Annotated in this window: 18 protein-coding genes; 5 read left to right on the plus strand and 13 right to left on the minus strand. The window is 62.0% G+C overall.

Annotated features, from left to right (window positions below; genetic code table 11):
* Positions 1-34: 34 nt before the first annotated feature.
* Both AC1VVM_RS13070 and fabI read left to right on the plus strand, forming a co-directional pair.
* Positions 35-2266: a DUF3141 domain-containing protein gene (locus AC1VVM_RS13070; RefSeq protein WP_482955138.1), complete on the plus strand. Its 2232-nt coding sequence runs from the start codon at positions 35-37 to the stop codon at positions 2264-2266.
* Entirely contained in the window at positions 2263-3036 is a 774-nt protein-coding gene (gene fabI, locus AC1VVM_RS13075) for an enoyl-ACP reductase FabI (RefSeq protein ID WP_482904266.1), read from the plus strand. Before AC1VVM_RS13070 ends, fabI begins: the two co-directional genes overlap by 4 nt.
* Before the next feature lie 25 nt (positions 3037-3061).
* On the opposite strand, the gene ppk2 is transcribed toward fabI, so the two are convergent.
* The 10 genes from ppk2 to AC1VVM_RS13125 form a co-directional block, all read right to left on the minus strand.
* The gene (gene ppk2, locus AC1VVM_RS13080; RefSeq protein WP_482904267.1) at positions 3062-3886 is read right to left on the minus strand and encodes a polyphosphate kinase 2; all 825 of its coding nucleotides are present in this window, start codon (positions 3884-3886) and stop codon (positions 3062-3064) included.
* Between the two features lie 29 nt (positions 3887-3915).
* Complete coding sequence (locus tag AC1VVM_RS13085; protein ID WP_482955139.1) at positions 3916-5589, minus strand: SulP family inorganic anion transporter; 1674 nt, start codon at positions 5587-5589, stop codon at positions 3916-3918.
* 67 nt (positions 5590-5656) lie between these two features.
* Positions 5657-7126, minus strand: a complete 1470-nt coding sequence (locus AC1VVM_RS13090) for an efflux transporter outer membrane subunit (protein ID WP_482904269.1) — start codon at positions 7124-7126, stop codon at positions 5657-5659.
* A gap of 8 nt (positions 7127-7134) precedes the next feature.
* The gene (locus AC1VVM_RS13095; RefSeq protein ID WP_482904270.1) at positions 7135-8193 is read right to left on the minus strand and encodes an ABC transporter permease; all 1059 of its coding nucleotides are present in this window, start codon (positions 8191-8193) and stop codon (positions 7135-7137) included.
* Between the two features lie 72 nt (positions 8194-8265).
* Entirely contained in the window at positions 8266-11067 is a 2802-nt protein-coding gene (gene rbbA / locus AC1VVM_RS13100) for a ribosome-associated ATPase/putative transporter RbbA (protein WP_482955140.1), read from the minus strand.
* Positions 11064-12095: an HlyD family secretion protein gene (locus AC1VVM_RS13105; RefSeq protein ID WP_482904272.1), complete on the minus strand. Its 1032-nt coding sequence runs from the start codon at positions 12093-12095 to the stop codon at positions 11064-11066. Before AC1VVM_RS13105 ends, rbbA begins: the two co-directional genes overlap by 4 nt.
* Before the next feature lie 220 nt (positions 12096-12315).
* On the minus strand, positions 12316-13161 hold the full coding sequence (gene pflA, locus AC1VVM_RS13110; protein WP_482955141.1) for a pyruvate formate-lyase-activating protein: 846 nt from the start codon (positions 13159-13161) through the stop codon (positions 12316-12318).
* Position 13162: 1 nt separating this feature from the next.
* Positions 13163-15433 carry a formate C-acetyltransferase gene (gene pflB, locus AC1VVM_RS13115; protein ID WP_482955142.1) on the minus strand — a complete coding sequence of 757 codons (2271 nt, stop codon included), beginning with the start codon at positions 15431-15433 and terminating at the stop codon, positions 13163-13165.
* A 25-nt stretch (positions 15434-15458) separates the two neighbouring features.
* Positions 15459-16748, minus strand: coding sequence for an MFS transporter (locus tag AC1VVM_RS13120; protein ID WP_482904275.1), 1290 nt, complete (start codon positions 16746-16748; stop codon positions 15459-15461).
* 7 nt (positions 16749-16755) lie between these two features.
* Positions 16756-18375 (minus strand): L-serine ammonia-lyase, encoded by a 1620-nt coding sequence (locus AC1VVM_RS13125; RefSeq protein ID WP_482955143.1) that lies wholly within the window; start codon positions 18373-18375, stop codon positions 16756-16758.
* A gap of 467 nt (positions 18376-18842) precedes the next feature.
* On the opposite strand from AC1VVM_RS13125, the gene AC1VVM_RS13130 reads away from it, so the two are divergent.
* Both AC1VVM_RS13130 and AC1VVM_RS13135 read left to right on the plus strand, forming a co-directional pair.
* Entirely contained in the window at positions 18843-19790 is a 948-nt protein-coding gene (locus tag AC1VVM_RS13130) for a phosphate acetyltransferase (RefSeq protein ID WP_482904277.1), read from the plus strand.
* Between the two features lie 97 nt (positions 19791-19887).
* A complete protein-coding gene (locus AC1VVM_RS13135) occupies positions 19888-21069 on the plus strand; it encodes an acetate/propionate family kinase (RefSeq protein ID WP_482904278.1) in 1182 nt (393 codons plus the stop codon).
* A gap of 40 nt (positions 21070-21109) precedes the next feature.
* On the opposite strand, the gene AC1VVM_RS13140 is transcribed toward AC1VVM_RS13135, so the two are convergent.
* From AC1VVM_RS13140 to AC1VVM_RS13150, 3 genes are all read right to left on the minus strand, one after another.
* On the minus strand, positions 21110-21829 hold the full coding sequence (locus tag AC1VVM_RS13140; RefSeq protein ID WP_482904279.1) for an extensin-like domain-containing protein: 720 nt from the start codon (positions 21827-21829) through the stop codon (positions 21110-21112).
* A 43-nt stretch (positions 21830-21872) separates the two neighbouring features.
* Positions 21873-22070, minus strand: a complete 198-nt coding sequence (locus AC1VVM_RS13145; RefSeq protein WP_482904280.1) for a hypothetical protein — start codon at positions 22068-22070, stop codon at positions 21873-21875.
* A 216-nt stretch (positions 22071-22286) separates the two neighbouring features.
* The gene (locus AC1VVM_RS13150) at positions 22287-23852 is read right to left on the minus strand and encodes an amino acid permease (protein WP_132385790.1); all 1566 of its coding nucleotides are present in this window, start codon (positions 23850-23852) and stop codon (positions 22287-22289) included.
* Between the two features lie 186 nt (positions 23853-24038).
* Between AC1VVM_RS13150 and panB the strand changes: the two genes are divergently transcribed.
* Positions 24039-24908, plus strand: a complete 870-nt coding sequence (panB, locus tag AC1VVM_RS13155) for a 3-methyl-2-oxobutanoate hydroxymethyltransferase (protein ID WP_482955144.1) — start codon at positions 24039-24041, stop codon at positions 24906-24908.
* Positions 24909-24915: the final 7 nt, after the last annotated feature.

Genomic DNA, 24915 nt, shown 5'->3' on the forward strand with positions numbered 1-24915 from the left:
GTTTCCGCAAATCAGGCGTCACCGGAGATTCGCAATGTCCCAGGAGATCAGCCCGACAATCTTCGATCATTGGCTGCATTTGTCCACGGATTGGGCAGCATATTGTTACGATGCCGCCCAGAAGTCGGTTCTGCTTCTGGATACGATGCGCCAGCGAGGCAACATCCATAACGATCGCGCCAGGGAAAGCGTGCCGCATGTCCTCGTGTTCGATGCGCGCGTGATTGTCGATGGCCGCACCCTTGACCGGCGGGTGAACTACTTCCTCGTGGAAATCGTTCCGGGTCCGGAATACACGATCGACCCCGCCAAGCGTCCGTTCATCGTCGTCGATCCGCGCGCCGGTCATGGCCCGGGCATCGGCGGCATGAAGCGTGACAGCGAGATCGGCAAGGCGATGGAGGCAGGCCATCCGTGCTACTTCGTCGGCTTCGCGCCCATTCCGGTCGATGGACAGACCGTGGGCGACGTCTGCGCGGCCGAGGCGCATTTCGTCGAGACAGTGATCGAACGGCATCCCGATGCGGACGGCCGTCCTGTGGTGATCGGCAATTGCCAGGCGGGCTGGCAGATCATGATGACCGCCGCCGCAAGGCCCGAGCTCTTCGGCCCCATCATGCTCGCCGGCTCTCCGCTTTCCTACTGGGCAGGCGTGCGAGGCAAGAACCCGATGCGATATTCGGGGGGGCTTCTCGGCGGCACCTGGCTCAATGCGCTGACAGGTGATCTGGGCAATGGCCTGTTCGACGGCGCCTACCTCGTCGCCAATTTCGAGAGCCTCAACCCGGCGAATACGCTGTGGTCGAAACCGTACAATGTCTACGACAACGTCGACACCGAAGCCGAGCGCTTCATCGATTTCGAGCGATGGTGGGGCAGCCCCGTGCTGCTGACGGCGGACGAGATGCTGTCGATCGCCAACAACCTCTTCGTCGGCAACAAGCTGTCGTCCGGCCAACTTAGCGCGCCTGACGGGACGCGAATTGACCTGCGGAACATCCGCTCTCCCATCATCGTCTTTTGTTCCTGGGGAGACGACATTACGCCGCCCCCGCAGGCACTCCAGTGGATTCCAAACCTCTACGAGACCGATGGAAACTTGCGGAAATCCGGGCAGACGATCGTCTATTGCCTCCATCAGACCATCGGGCATTTGGGAATCTTCGTTTCCGGGAAGGTGGCCACGAGGGAGCATGAGAAATTTGCCCAGGTCATGGATGCGATCGACTTGCTTGGACCCGGCGTTTTCGAGGCCGTAATCGACAACATCGATGAGGATATCGCCCACCGTGAACTGGTGGAAGGCAAGTATATCTTCACGCTGGAACGCCGGACGCTGGATGATGTTCGCGCGATCTGCCAGCAGAATCCGGAGGATGATCGCCGCTTTGCAGCCGTCGCGCGGATTTCCGATATCAACCTTTCCTTCTATCGCGCCTTTGCCCGCCCGGCGGTCAGGGCAGTGACGAATGACCTCACGGCCGGTATCGCGCGGCGCCTCCATCCAAATCGATTGCGGTTCGAACTGTTCTCAGATGAGAACCCGTTGATGACCGCCGTCCCTGCTCTCGCGGCTGGAGCCCGTGAATGGCGGCAGCCGGTCGACAAGGACAATCCATTCGTCCAGGCGGAGCACGTCTCGGCCGATTTCATCGAAAGCGCGCTGACCGCGTTCGGCAACGTCACCGACTGGTGGAAGGAAGCGACTTTCCTGAGCGTCTATGGCCACCCGATGATCCAGGCGCTGGCCGGTGTCGACGAAAAAGCGGGCATGGCCGAGCCGATATACCGCGACTTGCCCCGCGAAGCGCTGGCGGCGCTCCGGGAAAAGGAACTGCGTGACCAGCTTCGCGAAGGCGGACCGATGGAGGCCGCGCTCCGCGCATTGGTCTGGGTCGCAATGACTGTCGGTCGCGCCGACGAACGCGTCCTGCAGGCAGTGGTCAAAGGCGTGAAGACCATACCCTTGCTCAAACAGGCGGGCTTGTCGGCTGTCCGGGCGGTGCTGCGGGATCAGCAGGCAATCCTCGCGATGTCCCCGGACGAAGCGATCGCGGCTATCCCGGCGATGGCAGGCGCCGATCCCGCGGGGCGAGCGCGTATCATCTCCAGTCTGGAAGGGCTCTTCGCCCTCGATAGCGATCTTCTCAATCAGGAGGGAACACGGCGGCTGAATCTGCTGCGAGCGCTCCTTGCCCCTGACGCGCCCGAGACCGGCTCGGGCGATACTTCCAGAGGGCAATCGGCGAGGGTTCGTGCAGCATGAACCGGGATGGCGTACTTGCCGGGCAGAAGGCCCTCGTCGTTGGCATCGCGAACGATTCCTCGATCGCCTATGGCTGCGCGGCCATGTTTCGCGAGGCCGGAGCGGAACTTGCCGTCACCTGGCTGAACGACAAGGCGCGCGCCTATGTCGAGCCGCTGGCCGAAGCGCTGGGCGCCTCGATCACGGCCCCGCTCGACGTCGCCATCCCCGGACAACTCGAGGAGGTTTTCCGCCTCGTTTCGGAGACCTGGGGAAAGTTGGACGTACTCGTCCACTCGATTGCTTTCGCGCCCAGGGAGGATCTTGCGGGCGGATTGCTCGATTGCTCGGCCGAGGGCTTCGCAAAGGCGATGGACATATCGTGTCACAGTTTCGTGCGCATGGCGAAACTGGCCGCTCCGCTTATGACCGATGGCGGCACGATGTTCGCCATGAGCTATTACGGGGCCAATCGGGTGGTACCCAATTACAATGTCATGGGGCCGGTCAAGGCGGCGCTGGAGGCGGCCTGCCGATATCTCGCCTATGAGCTTGGTCCACGCGGCATCCGGGTGCACCCTATATCGCCCGGACCCTTGAAAACCCGCGCCGCCTCGGGTCTCCACGATTTCGAGCACATGCTTGCCGCTGCGGCCGAACGCGCGCCCATGGGCGAACTTGCCGACATCATGGATGTCGGGGCCGTATGCACCTATCTCGCCTCGCCCTTTGCCAGACGGATCACCGGCGGAACCGTCTACGTAGACGGCGGTTCAAATGTCGTCGCCTGACGCGAGGCGCGCCTGAAGCAGCCCCTCACCGCTCCGGCACGAAACGGCGACCGATCAGGGTGGCCTGATCGTCATAGGCATGCTTGTCCGATCGCTCGGGCAGCTTGATCTTTTCCTTGTGGATCTGCTCATAGGGGATGAGCTTGAGGAGATGGCTGATGAGATTCAGCCTACCCCTGCGTTTTTCGTCCGTTCGGACGATATTCCATGGGGAAATCGGCGTATCGGTTGCTTCGAGCATGTCATCCCGAGCCTTCGAATATTCGTACCAGCGGTCGTAGGATTTGATATCCATCGGGCTTAGCTTCCACTGCCGAATAGGATCGTCAATTCTGGCCTGGAAGCGCCGGGTCTGCTCCTCCATGCCGACTTCGAGCCAGAATTTTATAAGCTGGATGCCGCCCTCGATAATATAATTCTCTATTTCGGAGCACCCTTCCAGAAAACGCTTTGTCTGGTGTTTCGTGCAAAAACCCATGACCCGTTCGACGCCCGCGCGATTGTACCAACTGCGATCGAATATGACGATTTCGCCGGCTGCCGGGAAATGTTCGATATACCGCTGCATGAACATCTGCGATTTCTGCCGCTCCGATGGCGTCGGCAGCGCGACGACGCGGAACACGCGGGGGCTCACCCGTTCGGTGATCGCCTTGATCGTGCCGCCTTTTCCTGCGGCATCCCGCCCTTCGAACACCACGATCCCACGATAGTTCGTAGCCTTGATCCACTCCTGCAAATGGCAGAGTTCGACCTGAAGCTTGCGAAGTTCCTTTTCATAGTCCTTGCGCTTCAGGCGCTCGCCCATATCAGCACCGATTCCCGTCGATTGCTTGTCCTTTTTGCCCATGATCCTTACCTTGCTGCGGGTTGACCGGGTTATTTCGAGGCCATGAATGCCTCGAACATGTCTTCAAGATTATCGAAAACCATGTCGCGCCCCATGGCGTCGATGGTATCGGCCGCTTCGAGAAGTTTCAGGCATTCGTGATGCAGGTCAGCGATGCCGAACCGGATGCCGCGCGAGGCAAGATCGCCACTGATCTCCGTCAGCATCGCCGCAGCAGTCGTATCCATGTGTGGAATGGAGCCGGCATCAAGTATCAGCCATCGAACAGGTTCACCGGCCTGTTCGGCGAACGCTTCTATCTCGCTGCGGACATGATCGGAATTGTAGAACAGAAGGCTGCCCTGGAGCAGGCAGACGGTCAGTCCGGGGACGGCCCGCGCCTTTTTGAAGCGGTGCAGCTTGTGAAAGCCGGATTCCCCGCTGATCCGGCCAAGCAGGACGGCTCGGGGGTTCATGCTGCGATAGAGCAGGTAGGCGAGGGTCGCGCCTATGGCTATCGTCACGCCATTCAGCACACCGAAGAGGACGGGAGCGATCAGCCCGATCACCGCGAACAGGAATTCCGAACGGCTGACTCGCCAGAGGTGGGACAGGCCGCTCAAATCCATGAGGGACAGCGCAGCCGCGGCCAGTATCGCGCCCAGCGCCGGGATCGGGATCAAGCGGAGCAGGTCGTTCAGATAGACTAGGATCACCAGCAGAACGAAGGCAGACACCAACCCGGCGATCCTTGTCCTTGCCCCGACCGAAAAGTTGATCGCAGTGCGCGAATCAGAGGATGTGACGGGAAATCCGCCGAACATCCCGGCGGCGACATTGGCCGCCGCAAATCCGCCCAGTTCCTTGTTGGCATCGACCCGATAGCCCGCCTGAATGCCGAATGCGCGGGCTGTCACGATGCCGGCACTGAAACTGACGAGCCAGACGGCCAGGCTGTCGGCAAGAAACTGGTTGAGCGGAATCGGGATCGACCAGGGAATCCTGAATTGCGGCAGCGAACTCGGAACCTCACCGACGACGCGGATGCCTTCCGATTTCAGGTCGAAGAAGAACGACAGTGCGCCGGCCAGTATGACGACAATGACCGGCCCCGGCACGGGCGACCGCAGGCGCTTTATGAGCAGGAGAAGGACGAGCATCCCAAGGCCCAGAAACAAGGACGGCAAGTGGATGTCGGCGGCCTTGTTTGCCAGCTCCAGTATCGGACGGAGCAGCCCATCGGATTCGATCGTCAAACCGGTAATGCGCCCAATCTGACCGACGAGGATCGACAGCGAAATGCCGGTCATGAAGCCCATCAGGATCGGCCGCGACAGGAAGTTCGCCACAAGATCCAGATGCAGCAGGCGCGCGATGAAGGAATAGATGCCCACCATCACGGCAATTGCGGCTGCCAGCACGACGCGCCCATCCGGCGGGCCATTGCCCAGCGCGGCAAAGACGGCGGCCAGCATCATCATGGTCGGCGCATCCGGGCCCGTAATCAGACGATCGGAGGGTCCGACAAGCGCATAGCCGATGGCCGCGAAGATACTGGCATATAGTCCCGTCACGGGCGGGAGTCCGGCTATGGCTGGATAGGCGATCGCGCTCGGCAGACCGACCATGGCGATCGCCAGCCCCGCCGAGACATCCTTGCCAATCCAGGAGGCACGGTAGCTTCCCAGTGTCTGCGCGATGGGTAACTGCCGGGCCAGCGCCATGGGATTGAATCCTTAGGTCATGAATGCGCCTGCCTCCCCGTAACGCAGGCCATTCCCCTCTCCCGGATTACTTGCCGGCCGGTCCCGTGGTTGCGGAGGCGGGAGTCACCGCCGCCCCGTTGCTCCATTGATCGGGGGCCAACTGCCAGCCTCCGCCAAGCGCCTTGTACAGCGCGACGACCGTCACCAGCTGATCGCGCCGTGCTTCCACGAGGGCATATTGGGCGGGGAACAGTTGCTGCTCGGCCTCCATCACCTCGAAATAGTTCGCGCGGCCCGCGCGGAAGCGCACCATGGAAAGGTCTACCGCCCGCTGGAGCGCAGCGACCTGAAGTTCCAGCGCGGCCCGCCGGTCGGCGGCCGCCCGCTTGGAATAGAGCGCGTCCGACGTCTCCTGGAAACTGGTCAGGATCGTCTTGCGATAGTTGGCGACCATCTCGTCCCAATAGGCTTCACGGTTCTTCTTTTCGGAACGCAGTTTGCCGCCGTCCAGCAGCGGACCGCTGATCGCGCCGGCGACGTTCCACACCGCGAAAGTCGCGTTGACGGAGTTCTCGAAATTGAGGCCCTGTCCGCCGAAAAAGGCACCCAGACCGATGCGCGGGAAGAAATTGGCCGCAGCAACACCGACTTGCGCATTGGCGGAGATCATCATCTGCTCGGCCCGCCGTATATCGGGACGGCGCTGAAGGAGCACTGTGGTCGCACCCACCGGCACTTCCGGCAGCACCTGTTCGTCGAGCGCGGGTCCGCGCGGAATGTTATCGGGATAGCCCCCGATCAGGACCGCTATGGCATTTTCCTGCACGGCAATTTGCCGTTTGAGTTCGGCGATGCTGTTCTGACTGTGCGCGTAGTTCGCCTGCGAACGCTCCACCGGCAACTTGGTGTCGCGCCCGGCATTGAAACGCAGCGTAAAGAAGTTGACGTTCTCGCCATACACACTGGCGCTGCTCTCGGCGATCTTGAGCTGGCGATCTAGCGCAAGCAGCTGAAAATAGTTGGAAGCAACATCGGTCACGAGCGACAGCAGCACGCCGCGCTGGACTTCCTCTTCGGCAAACATGTTGGCTTGCGCCGCTTCGGTGGACCGCTTGATACGCCCCCAGATGTCCAGTTCCCAGGCTGCCGAAAGGCCCGCCTTCCAGCCCCAGTACCGCGCCTCGGTCGGCGCGTTGGGAAGAGGAATGAAAGTCTGTTCGGCGGCGATGCCGGCGTTGTAATTGACCTGCGGGGCGGCCTCCGACTTGGCCACGCCAACCATGGCGCGCGCCTCCTCCACCCGGGCCGCGGCCACGGCGATATCCGGATTGGCCTTCAGCGATCGATTGATCAGGTCTTGCAGGACCGGGTCGTTGAACACCTCCCACCATGGCGCGTCGGCAATGGAACTTGCGTCCTGCAAAGCCACGGGCGACCGGAACTGGGGCGGCGTCGCTACCTCTGGCCGGTGATAATCGGGACCCTGCGTACACGACGCCAGCAAGATCGCAGAACCTGCGACAAGGGCGAAGCGGGATACGACCGTTATGCGCATGATTCGCCTCATTTGATGGCTGCCAGCATCTTGCGAAAACGAGACAGAGTGTAGACGGTGAAGACACTGCCGATTGCGAACATTTTGAGCATGTCGGGCAACACCATCCCGAAGGACGCATTCCGGAACAGCACCGCCTGCGAAAAGCTGACGAAGTGCGTCGATGGCACGAATTGCATCACCGTCTGGAGCCACGACGGCATCGATTCGAGCGGGGTCTGACCGCCCGAGAGCAAGGTCATGCTGATGAATGTGGGAAAGGCCAGCAGGCCGAATTGCGGCATGGAATTGACGATCGTCGCCAGCATGATGCCCAGCGCCGTGACTGCAAAAAGATAGATCGTCAGCCCCATCATGAAGAGCAGGAGCGACCCGCTGATGGGCACTCCGAGCATGCCTTTGACGACAAGGAACAGCGAGGCCATGACAACGACGATCACCACAAGCCCGTTGGCCCAGATCTTGGCGAACATGATCTCGAAGGAATCGAGCGGCATCACCAGAAGGTGTTCGATGTTGCCGTGCTCGCGTTCGCGCAGCACGGCGGCGCCGCACAGGAAGATTGCCAGGACAGAGATGTTGTTGATGATCTGGTTGACCGCGACAAACCAGCCTTGCTCAAGATTTGGATTGAAGCGGGCGCGGGTCTCCAGCCCGACCAGCGGCTGGTTCTCGGCACGGCCTGCTTGCGGCCAGTACGGCTCGACGGCGCGATTGGCGATCTGTTCGATGTAGGACGGACCACGCCCTGCCTGGGCCATCGCCGTCGCATCGGAGATGACCTGCAGCGTTGGCTGGGCATCACGTTGCAGATCGGCCTCGAAGCCCGACGGCACGACGACCACAAAGGTATATTTGCCCGCGTCCATCGCCCGGTTGATCTCGCCAAAGGGCAATTGGTGCGGGGGCAAGAACAGCGGCGGCAGCATCGCATCCGCAATGGCCCGCGCGACCGCGCTGTTGTCCTCGTCGACTATCGCGATCGACGCGTTCTTGACTTCCATCACCGCGCTCTTGGACGGCGTGTATATGGAAAAGGTGAAGCTGTAGGCGATCAGGAACAGCAATACCGGATCGCTGAACAGGCTGATCAGTTCCTTTACGCCAAGATGGAAGATGTGCCGCAGCTTTTGCATGGCTCAAGCCTCCTGCTTCTTCAGAAGAAGAACCGAAAGGCTGAAAAATGTCACGGCAATGATGCCCAGCGCGGCAACGCTGCGCCATAGCGCCGCCCAGCCCAGCGCCTTGGTGAACGTGCCGACACTCACTGCCTGGAAATAGGTACTCGGGAAGATGAAGGACGCAATCGAGGCCCCTCCCGTCAGCGAGGAAACGGGCACGAAAATGCCAGAGAACTGCACCGCCGGAAGGATCGCGATAATGGCTGCGGCAAAGATGGCGGCGGTTTGGGTGCTGGCGAAGACCGATATCAGCAAACCGAATCCGGTAGACGCCAGAACGAACAGTACTCCGCCAACCAACAGGGTCGACACGCTGCCCTTTATCGGCACTCCAAATATGATTACTGCAATAAGCACCAGGGTCAGGAACTGAACTAGGGCAATAAATGCATAGGGAAGCTGCTTGCCCAGAAGAAACTCGCCGCGCGTCGCCGGTGCGGCGTAGAAATTGGCGATCGAACCCAGCTCCTTCTCGCGCACGACCGACAGGGCCGTGAGCATGCTGGGGATGAGCATGAGCAACAGCATGATATTGCCCGGCACCATCGCGTAGACGCTCTCGAACGACTGGTTGTAGAGCGCGCGCACGTCGATATTCATGGGTTTTTGGGCAGGCGGGATGCCGAACTGCCGCCGCAATTGCCCTTCGACGCGGCGATGGGCGGCCTCGATATAGCCTCTCGACGTTTCGGCGCGGAAGGCGTTGGCGCCGTCAAGGTATGCAAGCACGCGCGGCTGCCCCCCACGCTCCAATGCCTGCTCGAAACCGGGCGGGATTTCGATGACGAAGCGCAGTTCGCCATTGCGGAGCCGCCGATCGACTTCATCGTAGTTCCGAATGGGACGCCGCTCGTCGAAATAGGACGATCCGCGGAAGGCATCGGAATAGATGCGGCTGGTCGGCGTCTGGTCGTTGTCGAGCACCGCAAAGGTAAGGTTTTCGACATCCAGCGTGATGCCGAAGCCGAAAACGATCATCAGCAATATGGGCCCGAGGATCGAGAAAGTGAGCCGCACGCTGTCATGCCCGATCTCGATCGCCTCGCGCCGTGCGAAGGCCCAGACGCGCGCAAACGTGAAGCGCCCTGCCCGCTTGCTGGCGTGGCTTTCCGGCAGTTCTCCGGGCTGCATGAGCGCAGGCTCAGCCTGCAACGCGTCTTCCTCGACCTTCAGTTCGGCACTGACCGTGCTTGCCTTCGCTTCCTCGGCCTTGAGGTCCGCCGCCGCATCTTCGAGATAGCCGATGAAGGCTTCTTCCAGCGTCGAAGCGTTACGCTCCCTGACCAGTTCAGCGGGAGGGCCCTGCGCCAGGACCGTACCTCGGTGCATCATCGACATCCGGTCGCAACGCTCCGCCTCGTTCATGAAGTGCGTGGAGAGGAAGATCGTTACGCCGTTTTCCCGGGAGAGGCGGATCAGCAGCTCCCAGAACCCGTCGCGGGCGACCGGATCGACGCCGCTGGTGGGCTCGTCGAGGATCAGGACTTCCGGCTCGTGCAGGACCGCCACGCCCAGCGACAGGCGCTGCCTGATGCCGAGCGGAAGGGCTTCCGCCAGCGTGTCAGCCTCTTCCTGCAGCCCGAAGTCGCGGATGATCTCTTCCACGCGCGCCCTGCCCTTTTCGTCCGGCATGTCGAACAACCGGGCATGAAGCAGCAGGTTCTGGCGAATGGTAAGTTCGGTATAGAGCGAGAAGGCCTGGCTCATGAAGCCGACCCGGCGGCGGGAGTCGAGATCGCCACCCTTCACTTCCTTGCCGAACAGCTTGGCCACGCCCTCCGAGGGCGGCAGCAGGCCGGTCAGCATCTTCATCGTGGTGGTCTTTCCGCAGCCGTTCGACCCCAGGAATCCGAATATCTCACCCTGCTCGATGCTGAAGTTCACATGATCGACAGCTGTGAAATCGCCGAACTTCTGGGTCAGTCCCGTGGCTTCGATCGCCGGCACATCGGAGCGCTTCACCAGCGGCGTTATGACAGGCTCCTTGTGGCCGCGAGTGGCTTCCTCGGGCAGCAGCCTGATGAACGCCTTTTCGAGATTGTCGCAGCCCGTACGCTCGAAGATCTCCGTCGGCGTACCGGTAGCCAGGACATTGCCGGCATTCATCGCCACCAGCCAGTCGAAGCCCTGCGCTTCGTCCATGTAGGCAGTGGCGACGATGACGCTCATCTGCGGCCGGCGCAGGCGGATACGATCGATCAGCTCCCAGAATTGCCGCCGGGCGAGTGGGTCGACGCCGGTGGTGGGCTCATCGAGGATCAGCAGATCGGGGTCATGGATCAGCGAGCAGCACAGGCCGAGCTTTTGCTTCATGCCGCCCGAAAGCTTGCCTGCCGGGCGGTGGCGAAAAGGCTCGAGGTCCGTTGATTGCAGCAGGTCATCGATGCGCATGGCGCGCTCATTGGCCGACTGCCCGAACAGGCGGCCGAAGAAGTCCACGTTCTCGAAAATCGACAGTGTCGGGTACAGGTTCTTGCCGAGACCTTGCGGCAAATATGCGATGCCCGAGGCCACGCTGTTGCGAAACGCCGGATCGTCGATATTGCCGCCCAGGACAGTTGCCGTCCCTTCCTGCAGCTTGCGCACGCCCGCCGCGATTGCAAGCAGGGTGGATTTCCCGACGCCGTCCGGCCCGATCATGCCGATCATGCGGCCCGACGGGATGTCGAGGCTCACCCGGTCAAGCGATACGGTCTTGCCGTATCGATGCGTGACATCCCGGATACTCACGCAAGGTGCGTCAGAGACGACGAGGCTCATTTGCCAGCCCCGCTCCCAGCCGCTCCCGTCGAGCCGGCGCCAGTCCCTGCCGGACGAGGAGTTCCTGCCGGGCGGGGCGTTCCTGTCTTGGCCCAGTTGGGCGCGCCTCTCGGGGTCAGGGATTCAGGCCAGGCCGCGTTCGGATCGGTGCGGACGTAGCCCATGCCCGGAATGCCCGATTTCACCAGCGGTTCGAACTCGCGCAGCCGCTCCTTGTCTATCTGCAGCTTGACGCGGAACGTGAGGTTGAAGCGCTCTTCGGCCGTTTCGACAGTCTTGGGCGTGAACTGCGCCTCGGGCGAAACGAACGATACGGTCGCGCGGATCGGGTTGTTCGGCGCCGCGTCGAGCACGATGCGCGCCTCGCTGCCCATGGCCACCTTGCCGGCAACTTCTGTCGGCAGGAAGATGTACATAAACACATCGGAAAGATCGAGGACCGACAATACGCGCCCACCCGAGGCAAGCACTTCACCCGGCTGCGCAATGCGGCGTTCGACACGTCCGCGGATCGGAGCAGTGAGCACCGCGTCACGGATTTCGGCCTGAAGGCGATCTACCTGCGCGCGCCCGGCAAGAATTTCCGCATCGGCTGCCGCGACTTGTGACTGGGCCTGCGTGACCTGCGCCTTCGCGCCGACGACTTCAGCGCCGGTTGCGGACTGACGGGCCAGATCGACTTCCGCTTCCTGTTCGGAGACAGCGCCCTGCTTGACCAGCCCTTGCGAGCGGGTGTGGGTGCTGCGGGCGTACTGATAGTCGGCCTGGTGCACCGCAACCTGCGCGGCGGCATAGCCCTTGTTGGCGATCGCGACCTGCTTCTGGGCCTCGGCCTGAGCGATCTTGGCCTGCGCCTCCCGGACCGCGGCCTCCAATTCCTCGGTGTCCATGCGGGCGATTATCTGGCCGGCCTCGACCGTATCGCCCTCGTCGACCAGAACTTCCTTAATTCGCCCTGCGCGCTTTGCGGAAATATAATAGTCGGTCGCTTCCAGCCTGCCGTTTCCGGACGCAAATCCTGCCGGCATTCCAGGCTTTCTCAGGAAGAACCACGCCGCCGCGACGATGACCAAAGCCAGAATAGCAATGATTCCGATCTTCTTTCTCGACATGGACACATACCCCACAACAAGAATACGCCAGAAAAGCCTGTACTCTTCTGACATAGCTCTGGAATTGTAAGCTATTTTACGTTTTGTACCGGGACTTCAAATAGGTGAAATTTTGTATTTTTATCGGTGATTGTATTTAGACATCCCAAAGGCCGAAACCGCGAAAAATATTCGCTGCGGCATCAACTTGAGCAAGCGACGGAGTGGCCGTGTCGGCCAGCGAATAGGGGATGGAGAGGCGGTCCCACTTGTATCGGCCCATTTGGTGGAACGGCAGAACTTCCACGCGTTCGACTACGCCTAGAGAGGCCGCGAATTCGGCGACGCCCTGTATTTCTTGCACCATGTCGGTCAGGCCGGGGACGAGAACGTAGCGCAGCCACATCGGTCGCTTGTGCGCGGCCAGCCGCCGGGCGAATTCAAGGACCGGTGCGTTGTCCTCCAGCCCGGTGACGCGCTTGTGCTGGGCCGGAGACATGGCCTTCATGTCGAGGATGACGAGGTCGATGAGATTCAACTCTTCGTCCGTAAGCTTTTCGCCATTGAAACCGTTGGTCTCCACGGCGGTGTGGATCCCCATGTCCTTTGCCGCCGCGAACAGCTTCACCGCGAAGCGCGGTTGCAGCAGCGGCTCCCCGCCCGAAAGCGTGAAGCCTCCTTTCATCACTTTGAGGCCACGCGCATATTTGCGCAGAAAAGCAGTGGCCTGACCGATGGTGACAGGGATGCCGTTGCGCAGCGTCCAGGTATCCGGGTTGTGGCAATAGGCGCAGCGGAACATGCAGGCTGTGGTCCATGCGACCACCCGCAAACCGGGACCGTCCACTGCGGAGCCCGTGGTAAAGCTGTGCAGGAAGCCGAGATCTCCGGACGCCAGCGCCTCGCGCATCTCGTCTTCGGGCACGCGTTCTCCTTGTGCCAGACGCATGTCGTAGGGACTGTTCGCGGTAAGGACTGTCTCGGCGAGATCGCGCGGCACCATGTCATTCGCCGTGGAACGTACGGTTGATGACGTCCGTCTGCTGCTCCCTCGTCAGTCGCACGAAATTGACCGCGTAACCGGACACCCGAATGGTAAGACTCGGATATTTCTCGGGATGATCCATCGCATCGATCAGCGTTTCGCGATTGAGCACGTTCACATTCATGTGATAGCCGGTTGCCCCGAAGTAGGCGTCGAGGATCGCGGTCAGGTTGGTGATGCGATCGTCGAGCGTCGCCCCGAGGCCGGTCGGCACCAGAGTGGTGGTCAGGGAAATGCCGTCTGCCGCGTCGCGATAGGGGATTTTCGCGACCGATGCGGCCGAGGCGTGGATGCCATGACTATCGCGCCCATGCATGGGATTGGCGCCCGGAGCAAAAGGCTCACCCTGCCGCCGGCCATCAGGCGTGTGCCCGGTGGCCTTGCCGTAGACCACGTTGGACGTGATGGTCAGGACTGACTGGGTGTGCAGCGCATTCCGATATGTCGGATAGCGGCGCAGTTTCCTCATGAACGTGGAAACCAGCCAGGCCGCCATGTGGTCTACCCGGTTGTCGTTGTTGCCGAATTTCGGGAAATCGCCCGTCGTCTCGTAATCAACGATCAGTCCGGTGTCGTCACGGATCGGCTTTACGGCGCCATAGCGGATGGCGGACAGGCTGTCGGCCACCACCGACATTCCGGCGATGCCGAAGGCCATGGTCCGCAACGGATCATAGTCGTGCAGCGCCATCTCGATCCGCTCGTAGGCGTACTTGTCATGCATGTAGTGGATGACGTTCATGGCGCTGACGTAAGTTCCGGCCAGCCAGTCCATCATCGTTTCGAGACGTTCGACCACGGTGTCGAAATCGAGCGTGTCGTCCGTAAGCGGCGGCAATGCGGGGCCGATCTGCTTGCCCGAGACTTCGTCCCGTCCCCCGTTGATGGCATAGAGCAGGCACTTCGCAAGGTTGGCGCGGGCGCCGAAGAACTGCATCTGCTTGCCGACCGCCATTGGGGAAACGCAGCAGGCGATCGCGCCGTCGTCGCCCCAGGCCCCGCGCATGGTCGCGTCGTTCTCGAACTGGATGGAGGAGGTGTCGATCGAAACCTTGGCGGTGAAGCGCCGGAACGGTTCGGGAAGCGCGGGCGAATACCAGATGGTCAGGTTGGGCTCCGGCGCCGGGCCGAGATTGTAGAGCGTCTGCAGAAAACGGAAGCTCGTTTTCGTCACCAGCGGCCGGCCGTCATCCGCCATCCCGCCAATGCTCTCGGTCACCCAGGTCGGATCGCCTGCGAAGAGTTCGTCATATTCCGGCGTGCGCAGGAAACGGACGATGCGAAGCTTGATGACGAAATCGTCGATGATCTCCTGCGCCTGCTCTTCGGTGAGGAGTCCCGCAGCGAGATCGCGCTCGAAATAGATGTCGAGGAACGTGGATGTCCGGCCCAGCGACATGGCGGCGCCGTTCTGTTCCTTCACGCCGGCAAGGTAGCCGAAATAGAGCCACTGCACCGCTTCCCGCGCGGAGGCCGCCGGACGGGAGATGTCGAATCCGTACTTGGCCGCCATCTCCTTCAGTTCACCCAAGGCGCGGATCTGTTCGGCAAGTTCCTCGCGGTCGCGGATCACGTCATCGAGCGACGGTTTGCGGTCGAGTTCGGCCTTTTCGGTCTGCTTGACCTGGACAAGCCGATCAACGCCATAAAGCGCTACCCGGCGGTAGTCGCCAATGATGCGGCCACGGCCATAGGCATCGGGCAAGCCGGTCAGGATGTGCGAGGAACGGCACTTCCGGACGTCTTCCGTATAGGCGTCGAAGACGGCATCATTGTGCGTCTTGCGGTACTTCGTGAAAGTTTCGACCACATCGGGCTTCGGCTCGTAGCCGAAGGCCTCCAATGCGGCGACGACCAGCCGGAACCCGCCGTTGGGCATGATCGCCCGCTTCAGCGGTGCATCGGTCTGCAAGCCGACGATGATCTCCCGGTCCCTGTCGATGTAGCCGGGTTCATGCGCCGTGATGGAACTGGGAATGTGGGAGACGTCCAGCACGCCCTTCTTCCGCTCCTCGACGAACAGGGCGGAAAGCTTATCCCAGATTGCCGTGGTCCGGGGTGTCGGGCCGGCGAGAAAGTCTTCCCCGTCGTAATACGGCGTCACATGCTTGAGGATGAACGCGCGGACGTTGATCTCGCGCTGCCACAAACCGGCCTCGAACCCCGCCCAGGGATTGTCGGGCCCCGGCACCGTTGCTCCGTGCTGCGTCGATTTCTGTTGCGTTGCCAAGACTTGTCTCCCGTCGCCGAGGCTGTCAATCCGCCCGCACGGCAGCCCGATCGGGCCGCCTCCCCTTGCCCGTCTCCTTGAGAACGAAGGCAAGCAGGATCGCGATGCCAACTCCGTAGATCAGCGGTTCAAAGGCTATCTGATAGTGGCCGAGCTCCCGCTCGCCGCCCCCGCTCGCCCGCGTGAGCAGCGCGCCGAAAACCGGGCCAAGCAGGGCCGAAAAGGAAAAATTGATGAAATTGACGACGCCGGTAGCCGTACCGCTGTGTTGCGGCAGGTTGGCTTCCTTGATGACCGTGTAAGGGATCATAGCGGCACCGGATGCGATGCCGGCGATCAGTCCCAGCGTCATTGGCGGCACGGCCCCGTGCGGTGCATGGAGGATGACGATCAGCGTGACGAGCAGCACTGCCGCGCAGGCAATGATCACGGGCCGCCGCTTGCCCAGTTGGTCCGACAGCCAGCCCATCAGTGGGCAGCCGATGATCCAGCCCAACGGCACCGAGGCCGAGCGCATGACTGCTTCGGCATAAGGGATATCATGCCCTTCCTCCAGGAAGCGCACCCCCCAGGTCATGTCGAAGATCGTTGTCGGAATGAACATGAGGCCGGCAATCAGCCCGCAGAGCCATGACTGCGGATTGGAAAAGACCGCGCCCAGCGCCGACAGGGCCTTGCGCACCCAACTGACGCTCGAACCCTCGCCCGGCGCCTTCGCCGCCGTTTCGGGCAGCAAAGCGAACAGAAGGACCGCGATCACCAGCCCGGCGACCGCCATGCCAATCCAGAACGTCTGCCAACGAAGCCCTGCGGCGATCGCCGGCCCTACAGCGAATTGTCCCGCCGATCCGCCCGCCATGCCGAACATCTGCGTAACGCCAATCAGGGTTGCGGCGCGCGCGGCGGGAAAGCGGGTGGTCGCGATAAAGGCCGCGCCGATCAGCGCAAAGACACCGCCCGCGCCTTGGAGAAACCGGCCCACACTTGCGATCGCCGGATCGCCGCTCGCGAACATGAGCGAGCCGATAGCGACGCAGGCCGCCCCGAACGGCACCACCTTCCGAGGGCCGAACTGGTCCATCGCCACGCCGGCAACGAGGCTGAACGGCGAATAGCCGTAGTACAGCAGGCCAAGCATGGCGGCGAGACCGCCTGCCGACAGTCCGAAGGCCTCGGTCAACTGGGGGACCATCACGGCCGGCGCGGAGCGAAGGATGTACTGGTAGAAGTAGAAAACGGATGCGACGAGCCAGGCGCTTATGGCCAGGCCCGTTGCTCCCGTGCCCGTTGCGGTCTGGGCGGCCTTCTGCGCCATCGCCCGCTCAGCACAATACCAGCGAAACGGCGAGGCCGCCTTCGGAGGTTTCCTTGTACTTGCTGTTCATCTCCTTCGCGGTGAGCGCCATCGCCGCGACTGTCGTATCGAAGTCGACACGGCGGTTCGCCGGAATTTCGTTCTTGGTGATCATGTAGGCCGTCCATGCCTTGACCGCGCCGAAGGCACAGCGTTCGATACAGGGGATCTGGACGAAACCCGCTACAGGGTCGCAGGTCATGCCCAGGTGATGTTCGAGTGCGGATTCCGCCGCATTGGCAACGACTTGTGGAGGCTCTCCATAAGCTTCCGCAATCAGCGCGGCGCTCATGGCGGAGGCGACTCCGATCTCTGCCTGGCAACCGCCCTCGGCACCCGACAGAGTGGCATTGTGCTTGCCGAGATAGCCCACCAGCGCGCCGGCCAGCAGACCCCGCCGCAGCGCATCGTCGGTCAGCTTCGTGCCCTCGGGCCCGAGCGAAACCACCACTGCGGGCATGACTCCTGCCGATCCCCCCGTCGGGGCAGTGATCACAAGATGCCCGCGAGCGTTCTCTTCCGAGCCCGCCAGTGCGAAAGCCGAGACCAGCGCGATGGCCCTCTGGGTGGACGTCAATTCTGCCTGATTGGCCCGCGTATAGACATCGTGCGCCTTGGTCTTGAGCTTTATCGGCCCCGGCAGCACCGACATCGGCGCGGCAATGCCGGTCTTTACCGTCGCCCGCATGGCGCCAAGGATCTTGTCGAGATAGGCATTGATCTCGGTCTCAGACTTGCCGGAGACCGCGATCTCGTTCGCCATGGCGAGTTGGCCGATGGAAATATTGGCCGTCCGGGTGTGCTCCAGCACTTCAGCCATCGTCGAATAGGGATACTTGGGCGCGCCCTTTTTAGGCGGAGTATAGCCCTTCCATTCAATGAACCCGCCGCCGACCGAGTAATACTCCTGCTCGAGCAGGACCTTGTCGTTCGCTAGCAGCTTGCAGGTCATGGTGTTGGGATGTGGCCAGTCCCCCTTAACTTCATCGAAAGTGACGTCCGCCAGCGAAGCCTTGATCGTCTTCGGCCCGAGCTTCACGTCAAACGACTGGTTCGGATTGGCGGCAAGATCGTCGAGGAAAGCCGGGTCGATGGTTGCCGGCTCCTTGCCGACAAGCCCGGCCAGCGACGCACGCTCGGTACCGTGGCCTTTCCCCGTGGCACTGAGGCTGCCGTAAAGGTGGACCTTCAGCGCCGTCGCCTGGTTCAACTGGTCCGGCGGCAGCTTGATGGCACGCTGGTAAAAGTCATAGGTGATCCGCATCGGCCCAATGGTGTGGGATGAAGACGGCCCGGGGCCGACCTTGTACATCTCGTCCACCGTCGTCATCACCGGCCCCTTGGAGCGCCTTACCACTTCAAGGTTCGGGCTCATTCCCGACATCGGGGAGGCTGCGACGGCCTGCGCGAACGAAGCGACCGGGTTACCGGTCAGGGCGGCAATAGCGGTGGCCAGGGCGGAGCGCACGATGAACGCACGACGGTCGCACCCTTCGGGTACATCGATCCGGGTCACGGCGAAATCTTCGCGCCTAATGACCTTACGGATGCTGCCAGAGTCACCCAGTTCCAAGCGAGCGTCGGCCATAACTCCCTCCTCCGTGTGAGCCACCGGAATCAAAAGCAAACTCGACAATCGGGCGCGAAAGGCACGTCGGAAGGCCAATCACGCATTGCCAGCTTCGCAGAATTCGACATTTTATAGATATTACAGCGTCATGGTCGCCACCAACTTCCCACCAAAGGAAGAAACTCGCGATCAACTATGAAATATAATCCTTAAGATAGTTAAGTTACTAACCCATACTGTCATTGCAATCCGGTCAAACCATGATTCCAATGACGGACAATTGCCGAGTTGAGTGAGTCTTTTAGTGACCATACTATACATCGATTTTAAGAAAAATTACACGATTCATAATGAGTCCATTCAAGAGCAAGTTGGAATTGTGAACCGACTTACGTTTCTCAATCACGACACGCTTTTGCCGCTCTACGGAACTGCGACAAAGACCAGCGCCCTGAAGAACGACAAGAAAGACAAGGACAATCTGCATGAGCGGCGAAACGCATGCCCGCTACAAGCGGCTTCTTGAGATTGCCCGCAGCGCCCCACCGCTGCCGACTGCTGTTGTTCATCCTTGCGACGAAGTTTCGTTGAGTTCGACTGTCGAAGCCGCACAGCTTGGCCTCATTCAACCAATACTCGTTGCCCCGCCCGACAAGTTGATGTCCGTTGCCAAAGAGCATGGCATCGATATCGCCGGCTACCCGGTAGTCGCCTCCGAGCACAGTCATGACTCCGCCTGCAAGGCGGTAGAGCTTGTGCGAGAAGGCAGGGCAGAGGCCCTGATGAAAGGCAGCCTCCACACCGATGAGGTGATGTCCGCAGTGGTTGCGCGCGACACCGGCATTCGCACCGAACGCCGTATCAGCCACTGCTTCGTCATGGACGTCCCCGGCCATGACGACGCCCTGATCATCACCGACGCCGCCGTGAACATTGCCCCGAACCTCGAGGCAAAGGTCCACATCGTCCAGAATGCCATCGACCTTTGTCACGCGCTTCGTGCGGAAGCCAGAGTGGCCATCCTTTCGGCGATGGAAACCATCAATCCCAACGTGCCCAGCACGATCGAGGCGGCCGCATTGTGCAAGATGGCGGATCGCGGCCAGATCACCGGAGGAACCCTCGATGGCCCACTGGCGCTCGACAACGCGATCGACCCGGAAGCAGCGCGAATCAAAAAAATCTCCTCGCCCGTGGCCGGGAGGGCGAACGTCCTGATCGTGCCCGATCTCGAAGCGGGGAACATGCTGGCCAAGAGCCTTACGTTCCTTGCCGGTGCGGATGCCGCCGGCATTGTGCTGGGAGCAAGAGTGCCCGTCATTCTGACGAGCCGGGCGGATAGCACCCTCGCCCGCCGGGCGAGTTGTGCGGTGGCATCGCTTGTCGCCCAACATGCCCGCGAAGCACAGGCGAAAGCTATCAGCGCGTTATGAGCCGCGAGGTCGGGCCGGCGCCGGATCGGAACGCCTGCCGTGCCGTTCATGCGCCCGGGATGGGCCGAATATCGTCACTTGAAAGAGAGGATCGGGCATGACTTCCGTTGTTGCCGTTCTCAACGCGGGCTCGTCCAGTATCAAATTCGCCGTCTACGATATCGCAAAAGGCCTCTCCTCGCTGCTTCGAGGTCAGGTGGAAGCCATCGGAGTCGCCCCGAAACTGATAGTGAAGGGGCCGGACGGCGCCGTCGCGGGGACCCAGGATTTCGATCCGCAAGGCTTCGACCATGGGATCGGCACACGCGCCATCGTGTCCGAAGTGCGCGAGCGGCTGGCCGGCCACACCCTGGCAGCCGTCGGCCATCGCGTAGTCCATGGCGGAACGCACTACGCCGCTCCGGTACGGATCGATTCCGAGGTCATCACGCAGTTGGAGGCGCTGATCCCGCTCGCCCCATTGCACCAGCCCCACAACCTTGCGCCCGTCCGCACCTTGCGGGACGAAGTGCCCGAAATTCCGCAAGTAGCCTGCTTCGATACCGCCTTCCACGCCACGCAACCGGCGCAGGCACGACGCTACGCCATACCACGCGCACTCACCGCCGAGGGCGTGCTGCGATATGGCTTCCACGGGCTGTCCTACGAATTCATCGCCCGACGCATTGCCGATGTTGCGCCGCATCTCACGAAAGCGCGGGTCGTGGTCGCGCATCTAGGCAACGGGGCCAGCCTTTGCGCGATCCGCGACGGCAAGAGCATTGCCAGCACCATGGGCTTCACTGCGGTCGAAGGCCTCATGATGGGCACCCGCTGCGGCAGCATCGATCCTGGCGTCCTGATCTGGCTCATGGATGAAAAGGGCATGGATGCCCGAGCGATCGAGCGCCTCATTTACAAGGAATCCGGGCTCCTCGGCGTCTCTGGCATATCCTCGGACATGCGCACCTTGCGGGAATCAGATGCGCCCGAAGCGGGCGAAGCCACTGGCCTTTTCGTCTATCGCATCGTTCGCGAGATTGGTTCGATGGCGGCTGCCCTGGGCGGGCTGGACGCCCTAGTCTTCACCGCCGGCATCGGCGAGCATGACAGTTGCACCCGGTCCGAGGTTCTGGCCCAATGCGGATGGCTTGGTCTCTCCGCGGATCCGCACGCCAACCAGCGCGGCGAGGACAAAATCAGTCCTGAAGGAGCGGCGGTCGAAGCCTGGGTGATCGCAACCGATGAAGAACGGATGATCGCGGAGCACACGCTGGATGTGTTGGGAATGAACACCTGATCCACCGACGCCGGGGTCGCGCTCCTCCTGTCGCCCCGGACTAATGACAGGCCCGCCAGCCACCCACGCGGTTCGCCTGATCGAGATGCAGATGATCGGCGTGCGCGGCATTGTAGTCCGGCGAAAGCACGGTCGCGAAACTCTTGCAGGCCACGTCCCGAACGGCATGGAGGAAGACCGCGTCGTCGATGCCGCCCTTCCAGTCGCGCCGGACCTCTATTCGCCGTCCATTGGCCAGCACGAAGGCCGCCACGTCAATGGCATTGCCGGTGGCGTGCTCGCTCCAGTTGCCGGTATCGCCGTTGCCGATGCGCCGGCAGTTCACCGTGCCAAGATGCTCGATCCGCACCACGGGACTGCCGTAGATCACTTCCGCATGGGGCTGGACGCCGTGCCGCAGCCACCACGCCAGACCCATGTCCAGCGCGCAGGTTCCCTCCGCATGCCGAGGCTTGAGAGCGAGCGCCATCGGGCCGGGGAATCCGAGCATCCGCCGGTCGGCCCGACGACAGGCACCTTCGCCCACCGGCGGGAGGGCCTCGCCGGGAAAATCGCTGCGCAGGAGGAAAGACTGACAGGCGGCGGGGTCGACGCGCAGCGCCGCCAGCTTGCGGCTGGTCGCCCAACCCGGACGTTCAGCCAGCGTCAGCGGCGCCCAGGGATTGTTTCCGGGATGGTCGTGCAGCCAGTCCGCCGTCGCCAGCCCGAGACAGGCAAGCAGAATGAGCGACATCGCCACGCGGTCGATGGGAAAGATCATGCCGCATCAACGCCCGCACCTCCCCTTCGCTCCGCGCATCGGCTTATTCGAGCATCGAAAAGATCGCCCAGGCCAGTCCGGTGGCGCCGAGGAACAACGGCCAGGACCAATAGAACTCGTGCCCCTGGTAGAGGGTATGCGTGATCGTGAGCGCTCCCCCGCGCGAGCCTTGCGATCCGATGATCAGCGATACGACCCCTGTAAGCAGGAAAGCCGGGATCAACGCCTTGATGATTGCCATGACGATAGACCTGGTTTGACTGTGCCTTGCCGGGAGTCTCGCATCAATTGGTAAATTTCGTGCTACCGGCACGGCCGATTAAAACGATTGTCGCATTGTGGACAACTACGGGAAAACCAGAGGAAAATACGGGGATAATCGAGGGACAACCTGTGCACACAAGGCAACAAAAAAGGGGGCGCGAAGCCCCCTTTCCTGTTTTCGCGAAGCCCTGCCTCAGTGCGGAGGAAGCGGCTGCGGCGGAGCGTCGAAGTCTTCCTCGTGGGTCTCGACGATACCGCGGCCGACATGGCTCTTGCGGTAACCGTAAGCGAAGTAGACGACGAGGCCGATGCCGCCCCAGACCGGAAGCACCAGCATCGCTTCAACCGGCAGGTTGAAGAACAGCACCACGCAGCCGATGATCGCGAAGGGCGCCACCACCCACACCAGCGGGGTGCGGAAGGGACGGACGCGCTTGGGATCGCGCACTCGCAGGATCAGCACGGCCACCGAGACCATCAGGAACGCGAAGAGCGTGCCCGAGTTCGAGATGTCGGCAAGCTGGCCTACCGGCAGCAGCGCAGCGGCAATCGCCACGAAGACGCCGGTAATCATGGTCACGATGTGCGGCGTCTTCCACTTGGGGTGGACGGTCGCCAGCTTCTCGGGAAGCAGTCCGTCGCGCGCCATCACGAAGAAGATACGGGTCTGACCGTAGAGCATCATCAGGATGACCGAGGGAAGCGCAAGGTTGGCGGCCAGACCGATGAGGTCGCCCGCGCGGGTGTAGTTGATCGAGCGGAGAACCTGGGCCAGCGCCTCGTTCGAGCAGACCAGCGGCGTTGCGCCCTGCTTGGCGAGTGCGGCGCACTGTGCGGCGAACTCGGGCGAGCCGGGCTGAATGCCCGCTGCGGTCGGCTGCGCGCCAACGGCACCGATCGCGCCGCCGGCGACGAGCAGGTAGAACACGGTGCAGATCGCAAGGCTGCCGATCAGGCCGATCGGCACGTTGCGCTGCGGGTTCTTGGTTTCCTCAGCCGCGGTGGAAACCGCGTCAAAGCCGACATAGGCAAAGAAGATCGAAGCGGCGGCGCCGAAGACGCCCATGCCGCTGCTACCCGCCGGGCCGAACCAGCCGTTGGGCGTGAAAGGCTCGAAATGTTCGACTTTCAACACCGGCAGGGTCAGCGCGATGAACATCGTAAGCGCGGCGACCTTGATGGCGACGAGGATTGCGTTGAAAGTGGCGCTTTCCTTGGTGCCGATCACCAGCAGCGCCGTCACCGCCAGCGCCACGAAGATGGCGGGGACGTTGATGATGCCGTGGCTGAAATCAACGCCGGTGAGCGACCAGCTGGGCCCCGCCGATAACAATTCGGGTAACTGGAACCCTGTCAAACTCTTGAGCAGGCCCATGAAATAGCCCGACCAGCCGACCGAAACGGCCGATGCGGCAACCGCATATTCCAAGATCAGTGCCCAGCCGACCATCCAGGCCAACAATTCGCCGACGACGGCATAGCTGTATGTGTAGGCAGAACCCGAAACCGGCACCATCGAGGCCAGTTCCGAATAGCACAGTGCCGCCACGGCGCAGACGACGCCGGCGATCACGAAGCTCCACATCATGCCGGGCCCGGCCTTCTGGGCCGCCGCGGCAGTGAGAACGAAAATACCGGTGCCGATGATTGCGCCGACACCCAGAAGCGTCAGCTGCACGGGTCCGAGCGACCGGTGAAGAGATTTCTTTTCCGCCGTCGCCAGAATGGCGTCGAGCGGTTTTACGCGTCCGAACATTATTGGACCCCCGAGTTCTTGTATGGCGGCGACGCTAGCGCCATGCCCGAACATCGCAAGCGATAACGCGCTTGGTTCCCCAGTTTTGCTGTATCTGGACCGCATAATGGGGCCAGTTCCGGGCTGTGCCGAAGACATCGAGCTAATGGGGTTTACCGAGCACGGACGAGCCCGCTAAAAGCCCGAGCCATGTCCACGACCTTCCAGCTCGACACCGCGACCAGCCGCGCCAATCCCACTCCGGCACCGATGAAGCGCCTGACGGTTCCTGCCATTCAGCGCCGCAAATCCGGCGGCCTGACCGCCGAGCCGCTGGTCATGCTAACGGCCTATACTGCCCGGCAGGCACAACTGTTGGACGAACATTGCGACATTCTGCTGGTGGGGGATTCGCTGGCGCAGGTCATCTATGGCCTGCCCTCCACCCTGCCCGTCACGCTGGACATGATGATCGCCCATGGTGCCGCCGTGGTGCGCGGCAGTTATCACTCGCTGGTCATCGTGGACATGCCTTTCGGTTCCTACGAGGAAAGCCCGCAGCAGGCCTTCGCCTCGGCCGCGCGGCTCATGGCCGAGACGGGCTGCGCCGGAGTCAAGCTGGAGGGCGGCGTCGCCATGGCGGAAACCATCGCCTTCCTGACCAGCCGCGGCATTCCGGTGATGGCGCACATCGGCCTCACCCCGCAGGCCGTGAACGCGCTGGGCGGCTACGGCGCCCGCGGACGCAGCCAGGAAGAGCACGCCAAGATCATCTCCGACGGCAAGGCCGTGGCGGATGCGGGCGCCTTCTCGGTTGTCGTCGAAGGCGTGGTGGAACCGATCGCGGTCGCGCTCACGCAGAGCCTTGAAGTGCCCGTGATCGGCATCGGCGCTTCGGCGCAGTGCGACGGACAAGTGCTGGTGGCCGAGGACATGCTGGGCATGTTCGACCGCGTGCCCCGCTTCGTGAAGCGCTATGCCGACATGGCCACGCTGGTATCCGAGGCGGCAGCCAAATATGCCGAGGAAGTGCGCGCCCGCACTTTCCCCGGCGTCGAACAGACCTATCAGCCGAAGTAACCCGATC

The sequence above is a fragment of the Novosphingobium sp. BL-S-33 genome (genome assembly GCF_056857025.1).